Consider the following 12856-nt stretch of genomic DNA (forward strand, 5'->3'; position numbering starts at 1 on the left):
ACCCGCTGCGCCGGCCGGCATTCCCGGGAGGCCGAGGCGGGCGGGGATCCCGGCGTGCGCGGGCGCGGGCATGTCACCTGCCGGCAACGCGCGCGTGCCACCATGCGTCAGTGACCGTCCCCGCCGACCTCGTCGTCGCCCCCGAGCCCCCCGACCACCCCGACGTCGTCGCCCTGCTGTCCGAGCACCTGGCGGACATGTACGCCACGACGCCGGCCGAGTCGGTGCACGCCCTGGACGTGCGCGCGCTGCTGGACCCGGCCATCACCTTCGTGACGGCGCGCGACGCCGGCGGCGCCCTCCTCGGCTGCGGCGCCCTCAAGGAGCTCGACGCCGGCCACGGCGAGCTGAAGTCCATGCGCACCGCCGCTTCGGCGCGCGGACGCGGGGTCGCGACGGCCGTGCTGCGCCGGCTGCTGGCGATCGCGACGGAGCGCGGGTACGCCCGGGTCAGCCTCGAGACCGGGACCCAGGAGTTCTTCGCCCCCGCCCGCCGGCTGTACGCCCGGCACGGTTTCACCGAGTGCCCGCCGTTCGCCGGGTACGGCCCCGACCCGCACAGCGCGTTCATGACGCTCGCGCTGCCGGTGTCCGCGAGCGCCTGACCGCGGCGGCTGGCGCCCGGGCGCTGCAGCCGGGCGCCGCAGCCGGCTCAGCGCCCCCGACGCAGCGGGAGGGCGACCCGGTCGAGGTCGGCGGCGACGGTCAGCTCGCCGTCGAACACCTCGCGTGCCTCGCGCTCGAACGCCGCCGGCAGCTCGTCGGGCTCCGTGTACCGCTGGGAGAAGTGCGTGAGCACGAGGTGGCGCACGCCGGCCTCCGCCGCGACCTGGGCGGCCTGCCGGCAGGTGAGGTGACCCCAGCGCTTGGCGAGGTCGGCGTCGCGGTCCAGGAACGTCGACTCGACCACGAGCAGGTCGACGCCGTCGGCCAGCCGCCCGACGGCGTCGCACAGCCGGGTGTCCATGACGAACGCCACCGACTGGCCCGGCCGCGGCACGCTCACCGCGTCCCGGTGCACGGTGCGGCCGTCCGCGAGCGCCAGGGAGCCCTCGCGCTGCAGGCGGCCGACCGCGGGCCCGGCGATGCCCAGCGCGGCGAGGGCGGCCGGGTCGAGGGACACGCCGTCGGGCTCCTGCAGCCGGTAGCCGACGGCGTCGACCGTGTGGTCGAGCCGGGCCGACGTCAGCGCCGCGGTGGTGCCGCCCTTCTCCCCCGCCACCCGCGGCACGGGCCCGTCCGCCTCGAGCGGCTGCAGCACCACCCGTTCGTGGTGCCCGAACGCGCTGGCCTCGAGCAGCCGGCTGACCCACGGCAACCCGGAGGCGGGGAACGAGATGGGCACGGTGTGCGGCACCTGGTCGCCGGACAGCCGCTGCACGACGCCGGCGAGGCCGAGCGAGTGGTCGCCGTGCAGGTGGGTCAGCGCGACCCGGGTCAGGTCGGTCGCGGAGACCCCCGCGTGGGTCATCTGCCGCTGGGTGCCCTCGCCCGGGTCGAACAGGATGCCGGAGTCGTCGAAGAGCAGCACGTAGCCGTTGTGGTTGCGGGTGCGGGTCGGGACCATGCTGGCGGTCCCGAGCACCACGAGCTCTCGACGCGACACGCGCTCTCCCTCCTCGGCGGCCGGGCGCACCGCCCGGGACGGCCAGCCTGTCAGAACCCGTCAGAACACGTACGCCTGGGCGTGCTGGAAGATCAGGTTGGTCTCGGTGAGCGCCACGTCGGGGTTGGCGGACAGGTGCTCGACGACGAAGTCGTTGAGCCCGTCGGTGTCCGGCGCGGCCACGTGCACGAAGAAGTCGTGCGCCCCGCCGAGCAGGAAGACGTTGAGCACCCCGGGCAGCCCGGCGAGCTCGTGCAGGAACGACGTCAGGCGCGCCCGGGCGTGCCCCTGCATCCGCACGGCGATGATCGCCTGCAGCGGCCGGCCCACCCGGGCCGGGTCGACGTCGGCGTGGAAGCCGCGGATCACTCCCTTGTCCCGCAGGGCCCGCACCCGGGCCAGGCACGTCGAGGGGGCGACTCCCGCCCGCGCGGCCAGGGCGTTGTTGGGCACGCGCGCGTCCTGCGCGAGCGCGCGCAGGATCCGGTGGTCGACCGCGTCGAGCACCACCGGGGCGTCGGCGCGCGGCTCGAGGCCCGACGGCGGTGCGGGGGCCGGCGACGCGGGCGACCGTCGAACATCGTTCGGTCCGCCAGGACGCGGGGGCGGCGATACGGAAGATCCGTCGACCATGGTCGAAGGCTACAGAATCTTCCACGGAAGTTGCCCGTCCGGCCGAACATCGGCCGCCGCAGCCGCGAGAATGGTGGTGCGGGTCACCCCGCCGGCCCGCTCCCGTCGGGCCCCGCGCCGACCGCGCGGCGCCCGACGGGAGCACCCCCACACGGAGAAGGTGAGCGACGATGCGCATCGGTGTCCCCACGGAGGTCAAGAACCACGAGTACCGCGTGGCCATCACCCCGGCCGGGGTGCACGAGCTGGTGCGCCACGGGCACACGGTGCACGTGCAGGCGGGCGCCGGCGTCGGCTCCGCGATCCCGGACGCCGAGTACACGGACGCGGGCGCCACGATCGAGCCGGACGCCGACGCCGTCTGGGCGGCCGGCGAGCTGGTGCTCAAGGTCAAGGAGCCGGTCGCCGAGGAGTACCACCGCATCCGCCCCGGCCAGGTCGTCTTCGCCTACCTGCACCTGGCGGCCGACAAGGCGCTCACCGAGGAGCTCCTGGCCCGGCGCGTCACGGCCGTCGCCTACGAGACCGTGCAGACGGCCGCCGGGGCGCTGCCGCTGCTGGCGCCCATGTCCGAGGTCGCCGGCCGGCTGGCGCCGCAGGTGGGCGCCGCCACCCTGCTCAAGGCCGCCGGCGGTCGCGGCACGCTGCTCGGCGGCGTGCCCGGCGTCGCGCCGGCGCACGTCGTGGTCGTCGGCGCCGGGACCGCCGGCATGAGCGCCGCCCGCATCGCCGTCGGCATGGGCGCCCAGGTGACGCTGCTCGACAAGAACGTGGACGTGCTGCGCGCCGCCGACCGCGAGCTGTCCGGCCGGGCGCGCACCCTGGCCTCGAACGCCTACACCGTCGAGCGGGCGGTGCTCGAGGCCGACCTGGTCATCGGCGCGGTGCTGGTGCCGGGCGCCAAGGCGCCCGTGCTGGTCTCGGACGAGCTGGTGAGCCGGATGCGGCCCGGCAGCGTGCTCGTCGACATCGCCGTCGACCAGGGCGGCTGCTTCGAGGGCACCCGGCCCACCACGCACGCCGAGCCGACCTACCGGGTGCACGACAGCGTGTTCTACGCCGTGGCCAACATGCCCGGCGCCGTGCCGCACACCTCCACCTACGCACTGACGAACGTCACGCTGCCGTACGCCGTGGCGCTCGCGGACCTGGGGTGGCGCGACGCGCTGCGCGCCGACCCGGCGCTCGCGGCGGGCCTGAACGTGCACGACGGCGCGGTGACGCACCGCGGCGTGGCCGAGGCGCACGGGCTGGAGGCGGCGGACCTGGGCGCCGTGCTCTGAGAGCCCCGGCCCGCCGCGCCCCGGGCCTCAGGACTCCACGCCGCCCTGGGCCAGCAGGTCCGCGAAGCTCGGGGCGGACGCGAACGGGTCGGCCGGGCCGGCGTTCTCGCGGGCGTGCACCCGCTCGGCCAGCTCCCGCCCGGCCCGCTCGATCCGCCGCGGCAGCGGGTTCGCCTCGTCCCCGCCCTGCCCGGCCCAGTCGTCCGTCGCCGCGAACACGGTCGTGGCCAGGACGTCGGTGCGCAGGTAGCTGAACAGCGGCCGCACCGAGTAGTCCAGCGCCAGGGAGTGGCGCGGGGTCCCCCCGGTGGCGCCCAGCAGCACGGGCATGTCGCGCAGGGAGTCCTTGTCGATGATGTCGACGAACGACTTGAACAGCCCCGAGTAGGTCGTGGTGAACAGCGGGGTGACCGCGATGACGCCGTCGGCGGCGACGAGCTGCTCGAGCGCCTCGGCCAGCTCCCCGGTCGGGAAGCCGGTGAGCATGGCGTCGACGATCGCGTGCGCGTGGTCGCGCAGCTCGAGGTTGACGACGGTGACGTCGTCGCCGAGCCGCTCGAGCTCGCGCACCGTCGCGTCCGTCAGGCGGTCGGCCAGCAGGCGGGTGGAGGACGGGTTCGACAGGCCGGCGGAGACGACGACGAGGGTGCGGGCGGTGCTCACGGGCTTTCCTTCGTTCTGTGCGGGGTGCGGGGTGCGGGGTGGCTGGCCGGGTCTCAGAGGCCGAACGACTGGCCGGCGCGGGAGGCGGGCCGGGCGTCCTCGGCGACCGTGCCGGTGTACGGGTCGACGGAGTCGCCCACGTGCGTGGCGGCGGCCTGCCCGGCGGCGCGGGCGGCGGCGACGCGCTCGGCGTGCGTCGGCGGGTTCAGCGGCACGTCGTCGGCGGGGCGCTTGGCCTCCACGATCCTGCGCAGCTCGGGGACGATCTCGCCGGCGAGGATGTCGATCTGCTCCAGCACGGTCTTCAGCGGCAGGCCGGCGTGGTCCACCAGGAACATCTGGCGCTGGTAGTAGCCGACCTCCTCGACGAACGCGCCGTACCGGTCGATGACCTGCTGCGGGGAGCCGACGGTCAGCGGGGTCTCGCGGGTGAAGTCCTCCATCGACGGGCCGTGGCCGTACACCGGCGCGACGTCGAAGAACGGGCGGAACTCGTTCCAGGCGTCCTGGCTGTTCTTGCGGACGAACACCTGCCCGCCCAGGCCCACGATCGCCTGGTCGGCGCGGCCGTGGCCGTAGTGCTCGTAGCGCTCGCGGTAGAACTGCACCATCTGCTTGGTGTGGCTCATCGGCCAGAAGATGTTGTTGTGCAGGAACCCGTCCCCGTAGTACGCGGCCTGCTCGGCGATCTCGGGGCTGCGGATCGAGCCGTGCCACACGAACGGCGGCACGCCGTCCAGCGGGCGCGGGGTCGAGGTGAAGCCCTGCAGCGGGGTGCGGAAGCGGCCCTTCCAGTCCACGACGTCCTCGGTCCACAGCTTGCGCAGCAGCGCGTAGTTCTCGATGGCCAGCGGGATGCCGTTGCGGATGTCCTGGCCGAACCAGGGGTAGACCGGGCCGGTGTTGCCGCGGCCCATCATCAGGTCCATGCGGCCGCCGGAGATCACCTGGAGCATCGCGTACTCCTCGGCCAGGCGGACCGGGTCGTTGGTGGTGATCAGGGTGGTGGCGGTGGACAGGGTGATGTTCGTGGTGACGCCCGCGAGGTAGCCGAGCATCGTGGTGGGGCTGGAGGCGACGAACGGCGGGTTGTGGTGCTCGCCCGTCGCGAAGACGTCGAGGCCCGCCTCGTCCGCGTGCTTGGCGATGGTCAGCATCGCGCGCACGCGCTCGGTGTCGTCCGGGGTGTGGCCCGTGGTCGGGTCCGTGGTCACGTCGCTGACGGAGAAGATTCCGAACTGCACGGTGCTCAGCTCCCTGCTCGGTCCCCCGGCGGCCCGGCCGCCGGGGCTGCCGGCGCGGGCCGGCAACGGTTTTTCCATGCTCTTGCATGGACTTTCGCCTCAACCACGGGGTGGGCGCGAACATTCCCGCCCGCGCTCGCCCTCGTCCCGGCCTGTCCGCCACCACCGTGGCACGTTCTCTGCCAGTCTGGTCCCGTGCGGCGCTCGCGGCGCGCGGCGCACCGGGCGCCCGCGAGGCTCGAATTGCGCAAAACGCCTCGACACGGAACCCTTGACACCGAAACAGACGTCTGCAGTGGCGTGCGTCTCACCGCCCGCCGGAACAATCCGGCCGCGGGCGGACGTTGACCACCTTGGCCCTCCGTCAGCCGGAGGCCTCACCATCCCACCTTCAGGAGGACGACATGCCTGACCGGTCCCTGCGCGGCATGAGCATCGGCGCGAAGAGCATGGAGTCGGACGAGGGTGTGGACTTCGCCCCGCGGTTCCAGGCCTACTACGACTGCCCGAACGGGCACACCATCATCCTGCCCTTCTCCACCGACGCCGAGGTCCCGCCGGTGTGGGAGTGCCGCTGCGGCGCCGAGGCGCTGCTGCGCGACGCCGAGAAGCCCGAGCCGAAGGCCACCAAGCCGCAGCGCACCCACTGGGACATGCTCCTGGAGCGCCGCACGGTCTCCGAGCTCGAGGAGCTGCTCGAGGAGCGCCTGGAGCTGCTGCGCGCCGGCAAGCTGCGCCGCGGCGCCTGAGCCGCACCACCCGAGCCGCACTACCTGATCCGCACCGCGAAGCCACTCTCGCGACCCGATCCACGACGAAGGCCGGCCCCGGCGGGGCCGGCCTTCGTCGTGCCGGGAGAACCGTGCCGGGAGAACCGTGCCGGGAGAACCGTGCCCGGTGCGTCCTGCGGCGCGCCTCAGCGCCGCGCGGGCCGGCGCGCCCCGCCGACCAGGGCGCGCAGCTGCCGCCCGCGGTGCGCCAGCCCCCACGCGGTGGTCTTGGTCAGGGCCTCGGCCACGATGGCCCGGCTCATCTTCGACACGCCGGCCACCCGCTCGACGAACGTGATCGGCACCTCGACCACGTGCCCGCCGGTGCGCACCACGCGCCAGGTCATGTCCACCTGGAAGCAGTAGCCGTGCGACTCCACCGAGGCCAGGTCGATGCGGCGCAGGGTGTCGGCCGGGTAGGCGCGGAACCCGGCGGTCGCGTCCTTGACGCGCATGCCGAGCGCCAGGCGCACGTAGGTGTTGCCGCCGCGCGAGAGCAGCTCGCGGTACCAGGGCCAGTTGACGACGCTGCCGCCGCGCACCCACCGCGAGCCCACGACGAGGTCGGGCCGGTCCGGCTGCGCGGCGCGCGCCAGCAGCCGGGGCAGGTCCACGGCGCGGTGGGAGCCGTCGGCGTCCATCTCCACCAGCACGTCGTAGCCGCGCTCGAGCCCCCAGCCGAACCCGGCGACGTAGGCCGCGCCGAGCCCGCCCTTGCCCTGGCGGTGCAGGACGTGCACGGCCGGGTCGGCCGCGGCGAACGCGTCGGCGACCTCGCCCGTGCCGTCCGGCGAGGCGTCGTCGACCACGAGCACGTCGACGCCCGGCACGTGCTCGCGCAGCGCTGCGAGCGTGGCCGGCAGCGACTCGCGCTCGTCGTAGGTGGGCACGACGACGAGGGTGCGGGGGGCGCTCACGCCGCCGCGTCCGTCCGCGTGGCGTCCGCCCGCCGCCGGCGCGCGTCGCGCACGCCGACGACCAGGCCGGTGGCGGCGAGCAGCGCGCCCGCGGCGCTGACGACCCAGCCGGGCCAGTAGCCGGCGACGACGGCGGGCGTCAGCGTGGTGCGCAGCGGCAGCCGGGCGGCGATCTGGTCGGCGGTGAACAGGCCCGTGCGGGCCACCAGCGTGCCGTCCGGCGCGACGACGCCCGAGACGCCCACGGTGGAGACCTGGACGGCGGCGCGGCCGGTGGTGATGGCCTGCAGGCGGGTCATCGCCAGCTGCTGGGTGGACTCGGCCGTCAGGCCGAAGGACGCGTTGTTCGTGGGGACCACCAGCGCCTGGGCGCCGCGCAGCACGGCGTCGCGCAGGATCTCGTCGTAGGCCACCTCGAAGCAGATGGCCGTGCCGAGCCGGACGGTGCGGCCCAGCCGCTCGGACGGCACGTCGACCACGGGCGGGTTGACCGCCGCGATCATGTCGGTGGACACGCGGTCGACCTGGTCGCTGAACAGCCGCACGAACGACCGCAGGGGGATGTACTCCCCGAACGGCGCGGGGTGCTGCTTGGCGTACCGGTCGATCACCCCGGCGCCGTCCTGCCACAGCAGCAGCACGTTGTAGCGGCCTCCGGTCTCGGGGAACTCCTGGGCGCCGACGAGGACGGGCGCGCCGGCGTCGGCCGAGGCGGCGTCGAGCGCGGCGGCGACGTCGGGGGCCTCCTGCGGGTCGAGGTCGGAGCCGTTCTCGGGCCACAGCACGACGTCGAGCCGCTGGTCGGCCGCGGCGTCCGCCCCGTGGGTCGCGGCGAGCACCGCGGTGCCCGCCAGGTGGTTGTTCAGCACCTCCGCGCGGTTGGCGAAGGACCCCAGGCCCGGCTCGTCCACGTCGCCCTGCACGGCGCCGACCTGCAGCACGCCCGCCTGGGCGGTGGCGGTGCCGGCGTCCACGAAGCGCGACCGGTCCGGGGCCGTCACCGCGGCGGTGACGGGCGGGGACGGCACCGGGGTCGTGGCGTCGTCGTGCGGCAGCGGCAGGCCCTGCGGCCCGACCAGGAGCACGGCCCCGGCAGCCGCGGCGCCGACGGCGCCGACGAGGGCGCGGCGGCGTGCCGCCCCGTCGGGGGTGCGGACCGCCGCGCCCGTGCGGCGCACCAGGACGGCCAGCAGCACGCCGGCGGCGGCGAGCAGGAACGTCACCAGGACCGTGCCGCCGAGCCAGGCGGCGCGCCCGGTGGGCGCCGCGGCGACCGACCAGGCCAGGCGGCCCCACGGGAAGCCGCCGAACGGCCACTCCGAGCGCCACTGCTCCACGGCGGTCCAGACGGCGGCGAAGGCGGCCACGTGGGCGGCGGTGCCGGCGACGCCGCGCGCCCGGCGGATCGCCGGCAGGCGCCGGGCCCAGGTCCACAGCACGCCGAACACACCGACGAAGAGCGCCTCGACCAGGCTCAGCGCGACCCAGGGCACCGTGTCGGTGGCCTCGTTCGCCCACCACAGGTGCGACAGGAAGAACACCGCACCGGTGAGCGATCCCACCAGGAGGTTCCACCCCGCGCCGTCGCGGCGCAGCGCGGCGTGCAGCAGCGCCACGCCCACGACGGCCAGGGGCCACACGCCCGCGTCCGGGAAGGCCGCCCACAGGCACGCGCCGGCGGCCACCGCGAGCAGCAGCGTCACGGGCCGGGCCGCCCAGAACGACGTGTCGTCCGGGGCGGTGCCGGCGGGTCCCGCCGTGCGGGGGGCGCGCCGGTCGTGGGGGTCGGGTCGCAGCACGCGGGAAGCGTACGCGACCTGGCTGGACGTGGGCTCGGACGTGGGCCCGCCCGGGCGGCCCGGCACCGGGCCGGGCGCGCCGCTCACGCGAACGTGTCGAACAGCGGGACCCCGTCGCGGGCGGTGTGCAGGCACACCGGCTCGGGGGCGCCGGGCGCCAGGTCGGGCAGCACCGGCTGGCCGGCGCGGGCCTCCTCGCTCCACGACGACAGGCCGCGCCCGGAGCTCTGCACCACGTACGCGTCGGAGCGCCAGACCGCGAGGTGGGCCGGGGCGCCGACGCGCAGCTCGCCGGCGTGGTCGGCGCCGGCCAGGCGCCAGCCGCCGCGGGTGTGGGCGCGGAACGCGGCGCGGGCGGACAGCCGCTGCGTCTCGTCGGTGTGGGTCAGCGCGGCGCGCACGGCCTGCCACGGGTCCAGCGGCGTCGCCGGGGCGTCGGAGCCGAACGCCAGCGGGATGCCGGCCGACTGCAGGTCGGCGAACGGCGCCATGTTCTCCGCGCGGGGCGCACCGAGCCGGGTCGCGTACAGGCCGTCCGGGCCGCCCCACGCCGCCGCGTGCGCGGGCTGCACGGACAGCGACACCCCGTGCAGCAGCAGCGTGGCCAGGGCGGAGGCGTCGACGAACGGCGCGTGCTCCACCCGGTGGCGCCCCGCGCGCAGGGGCCCGGCGCCCAGGCGCTCGGCGGCGGCCTCGAGCCCGGCCACGAGCTCGTCCATGGCGCGGTCGCCGGCGACGTGGAACCCGGCCTGCACGCCGACGGCGGAGACGGCCGCCAGGTGCGCGGCGACCTGCTCGGCGCTCAGCGCCAGGGTGCCGCGGGGGTCCGGGCCCGCCGCGCTCGCCACGACGTCGGCGTACGGCTGGCGCAGCGCCGCCGTGTGCGCCGCGATCGACCCGTCCACCGCGATGTCGCCGGCGATGCCGCGCAGGAACGGCAGGTCGGCCAGCAGGGCGCGCGCGTCGTCCTCGGACGCGCACAGCTCCCCCCGGTAGGCCACGACGAGCGGCAGGCCGCCGGCGGGGTCGGCGCCCAGGTCCACCAGCTCGCGCAGCCCGGCGCGGGTGTCGGTGTGCGGGGTGCTCATCTCGTGCACCGCGGCGATGCCGAGCCGGGCCGCCCGCTCCAGCGCGCGGCGGTAGGCGCGGGTGCGCCGCTGCGGGGGCAGGTCCTGCGCGACGGCGCGCACGGCGGCCAGGGCCTCCCCCACGACCAGCCCGGAGGCGTCCCAGCCGGGGACGCGCTCCGCCCCCGCCGCGGCGGCCAGCGACGTCGAGACGGCCGCCGCGTGCAGGCCGGCGTGCGCGGCGTAGACGGGCCGCCCGCCGCACGCCGCGTCGAGGTCCTCACGGGTCAGCGGGGCGCGCTCCGGCCAGGCCCGCTCGTCCCAGCCTGCGGCCAGCAGCACCTCGTCGCCGGCCGGGTCCGCGGCCGCCAGGGCCCGCGCGGCGGCCGCCAGCGCGTCCAGGGCGGCGGCCCGCGTGGGTGCCGCGGCCGCGCCCAGGTCCACCGACTCCAGCGCCAGCCCGGTCTCGAGCACGTGCACGTGGGCGTCCACGAACGCCGGCGCCACGAGCGCGCCGTCCAGGTCGATCACCCGGTCGGCCCGGGCCGCCAGCCCGGCCGCCGTGTCCTCCGCGCCGAGCCAGGCGACCACGCCGTCGTCGACGAGCAACGCCTCCGCGAACGGGTCGGCGGACGAGTGGATGACACCGTTGCGGTACAGGGTCGAGGTCACGGGCCGACTCTAGGGCACCCCGGCCGGCTCCCCGCCGGTGAGCAGCGGGTTCTCAGCCGGCGGTCGGCCGGCTCGCACGCCGTCCCCCGCGCTGTGCCGACCGCTGTGCCGACCGCTGTGCCGACCGCTGTGCCGACCGCCGCCTCACACGCTGGAGTAGGCGACGACGCCGCGCAGCACGGCGTCCTGCGCCTTGCGCGCCGCCGACCGCAGCGCCGGGCGGGGCGCGGCCTGCGCGAGCTGGTCGAGCACGTCCACCACCTGCTTGCACCAGCGCACGAAGTCGCCGGCGGCGATGTCAGTGCCCCGCAGCACGGCGTCCAGGCCCTTGCCGGACGCCCAGCGGTGCACCGGGGCGACCAGGCCGAGGTCGATCTCCCCGGTGGCGTCCAGCGCGTGCGTCTCCTCCAGGTCCGTCACCTCCGACCACACCCGCACCGTGGCGTCCAGGGCCTGCGCCAGCCGGCCGTGCGGCCCGCCCGGCACGTACGGGTCCGTGGCCTCCTCGCGGCGCCCGGAGTACACGACCGTGGACACGGCGGCCGCCAGCCCGGCCGGGTCCAGCCCGTCCCACACCCCGCGGCGCAGGCACTCGGCGAGCAGCAGGTCGCTCTCGGCGTACAGCCGCCGCAGCCACCGCCCGTCCGTGGTGACCCGCAGGCCCGCCGCACGCTCGGCAGAGCCCTCCACGCGCTCCAGGTAGCCCAGGGTGAGCAGCACCTCGCACGTGCGGTCGAACGTGCGGGCCACCGACCCGGTCCGGTTCGCGATCCGGGACACCAGCCGGTCGTGCTCGGCCTTGAGCCGGTCCCACCGCTCCGCCCAGCGGGCGTGGTCGTCGCGCTCGGGGCACGCGTGGCACGGGTGCGCCCGCAGCGCGGCCCGCAGGCCCTGCAGCTGCCGGTCGCTCGCGGCGTCGCTGCGGCGGCCGGGCCCGTGGCCGGGGCGCGGCGCTCGCGGCCCGCGGCCCGTGCCGGCGTCGTCGCGGAACGCGCCGAGCGCGTTGCGCATGCTGGACGCCAGGTCGCGCCGCGCGTCCGGGCGCCGGGCGTTGAACGCCTTGGGGATCTTGACCCGGGTGACCACGTCGACGCCGCCGGGGGCGTCGGCGAGCGTGAGCTTCTTGACCTGGCGCTCCTGGGTGAGCACGGTGGGCCGCGGCCCGTCGAACCCGCGCTCGTCCTGGCCCGGGTCCAGCACGACGACGTAGCCGCGCCGCCGTCCGCTGGGCACCTCGACGACGTCGCCGCGCTTGAGCTTCTCGAACGAGGCTACGGCCTCGGCGCGGCGCTTGCCGGAGGCGGCGCGGGACAGCTCCTTCTCCCGCTCGCCGATCTGCCGGCGCAGGTCCATGTACTGGGCGAAGTCGCCCTTGTCGCACGTCATGGCCTGGGCGTACCCGTCGAGCGCCTCGGCGTGCGCCTGGGCCTGCTTGGCCAGGCCGACCACGCCCCGGTCGGCCTGGAACTGGGCGAACGACGTCTCGAGCACCTCGCGGGCGCGGTCGCGCCCCACCTGGGCCACGAGGTTGACGGCCATGTTGTAGGTGGGCCGGAAGCTCGAGCGCAGCGGGTACAGGCGGCGGGAGGCGAGGCCGGCCAGGGCCACGGGGTCCAGGCCGGTGTGGTCGACGACGACGGCGTGCCCCTCGACGTCGATCCCGCGGCGCCCGGCGCGCCCGGTGAGCTGGGTGTACTCCCCCGGCGTGACGGGCTGGTGGGCGCTGCCGTCCCACTTGACGAGCTTCTCCAGCACCACGGAGCGGGCGGGCATGTTGATCCCGAGCGCGAGCGTCTCGGTCGCGAACACGACCTTGACCAGGCCCCGGGCGAACAGCTCCTCGACGGTCTCCTTGAACACCGGCAGCAGGCCGGCGTGGTGCGCGGCGATGCCACGGGCCAGCGCCTGCTGCCAGGTCCAGTAGCCCAGCACGTCGAGGTCCTCGGGCGGGATGGTGGCGGTGCGCTCCTCGACCACCCGCCGGATCTCGGCCTCCTCCTGCGGCGAGGTGAGCCGCAGCCCGGCCTGCAGGCACTGCTGGACGGCGCCCTCGCAGCCGGCGCGGGAGAAGATGAAGTAGATGGCCGGCAGGAGCGCGTCGGCGTCGAGCGCGTCGACGACGGCGAAGCGCGGCGGCGTGCGCCGCTGCGGCGCCAGCCCGGCCGCGCCGGCCCCCCGCCGGGCGCGCGGGGCGACGCCGCG

General features: G+C 76.2%; 11 protein-coding genes. 3 read left to right on the forward strand and 8 right to left on the reverse strand.

Annotated elements, in window-relative coordinates; genetic code table 11:
- Positions 1-110: 110 nt before the first annotated feature.
- Positions 111-605, forward strand: coding sequence for a GNAT family N-acetyltransferase (locus GSF02_RS12435; protein ID WP_235915535.1), 495 nt, complete (start codon positions 111-113; stop codon positions 603-605).
- Between the two features lie 47 nt (positions 606-652).
- Here GSF02_RS12435 and GSF02_RS12440 read toward each other — a convergent pair whose 3' ends face one another.
- Together GSF02_RS12440 and GSF02_RS12445 are read right to left on the reverse strand one after the other, a co-directional pair.
- Positions 653-1606 (reverse strand): ribonuclease Z, encoded by a 954-nt coding sequence (locus GSF02_RS12440; RefSeq protein ID WP_159796820.1) that lies wholly within the window; start codon positions 1604-1606, stop codon positions 653-655.
- Between the two features lie 60 nt (positions 1607-1666).
- Entirely contained in the window at positions 1667-2113 is a 447-nt protein-coding gene (locus GSF02_RS12445; RefSeq protein WP_328799028.1) for an Lrp/AsnC family transcriptional regulator, read from the reverse strand.
- A gap of 296 nt (positions 2114-2409) precedes the next feature.
- On the opposite strand from GSF02_RS12445, the gene ald reads away from it, so the two are divergent.
- Positions 2410-3522 (forward strand): alanine dehydrogenase, encoded by a 1113-nt coding sequence (gene ald / locus GSF02_RS12450; RefSeq protein WP_159796826.1) that lies wholly within the window; start codon positions 2410-2412, stop codon positions 3520-3522.
- 27 nt (positions 3523-3549) lie between these two features.
- On the opposite strand, the gene GSF02_RS12455 is transcribed toward ald, so the two are convergent.
- Both GSF02_RS12455 and GSF02_RS12460 read right to left on the reverse strand, forming a co-directional pair.
- On the reverse strand, positions 3550-4185 hold the full coding sequence (locus tag GSF02_RS12455) for an FMN reductase (protein WP_159796829.1): 636 nt from the start codon (positions 4183-4185) through the stop codon (positions 3550-3552).
- 53 nt (positions 4186-4238) lie between these two features.
- On the reverse strand, positions 4239-5429 hold the full coding sequence (locus GSF02_RS12460) for an LLM class flavin-dependent oxidoreductase (protein WP_159796832.1): 1191 nt from the start codon (positions 5427-5429) through the stop codon (positions 4239-4241).
- Between the two features lie 404 nt (positions 5430-5833).
- Between GSF02_RS12460 and GSF02_RS12465 the strand changes: the two genes are divergently transcribed.
- On the forward strand, positions 5834-6178 hold the full coding sequence (locus tag GSF02_RS12465; protein ID WP_069982539.1) for an RNA polymerase-binding protein RbpA: 345 nt from the start codon (positions 5834-5836) through the stop codon (positions 6176-6178).
- A 167-nt stretch (positions 6179-6345) separates the two neighbouring features.
- Here GSF02_RS12465 and GSF02_RS12470 read toward each other — a convergent pair whose 3' ends face one another.
- The 4 genes from GSF02_RS12470 to GSF02_RS12485 all read right to left on the reverse strand — a co-directional run.
- Positions 6346-7116, reverse strand: a complete 771-nt coding sequence (locus GSF02_RS12470; protein ID WP_159796835.1) for a polyprenol monophosphomannose synthase — start codon at positions 7114-7116, stop codon at positions 6346-6348.
- A complete protein-coding gene (gene lnt, locus GSF02_RS12475; RefSeq protein WP_235915536.1) occupies positions 7113-8915 on the reverse strand; it encodes an apolipoprotein N-acyltransferase in 1803 nt (600 codons plus the stop codon). The genes GSF02_RS12470 and lnt overlap by 4 nt, the downstream gene beginning before the upstream one ends.
- A gap of 83 nt (positions 8916-8998) precedes the next feature.
- On the reverse strand, positions 8999-10654 hold the full coding sequence (locus GSF02_RS12480) for an amidohydrolase (RefSeq protein ID WP_159796838.1): 1656 nt from the start codon (positions 10652-10654) through the stop codon (positions 8999-9001).
- Between the two features lie 144 nt (positions 10655-10798).
- Positions 10799-12856: DEAD/DEAH box helicase (locus tag GSF02_RS12485; protein WP_159796841.1), on the reverse strand; the 2058-nt coding region annotated here is incomplete at its 5' end.

Origin of the sequence: Puerhibacterium puerhi, from assembly GCF_009846865.1 — a bacterium.
Taxonomy (GTDB): domain Bacteria; phylum Actinomycetota; class Actinomycetes; order Actinomycetales; family Cellulomonadaceae; genus Puerhibacterium; species Puerhibacterium puerhi.

Coding starts and splice junctions, on each gene's coding strand:
- ald (WP_159796826.1), top strand. CDS start 2,410: ATGCGCATCGGTGTCCCCACGGAGGTCAAGAACCACGAGTACCGCGTG.
- GSF02_RS12465 (WP_069982539.1), top strand. CDS start 5,834: ATGCCTGACCGGTCCCTGCGCGGCATGAGCATCGGCGCGAAGAGCATG.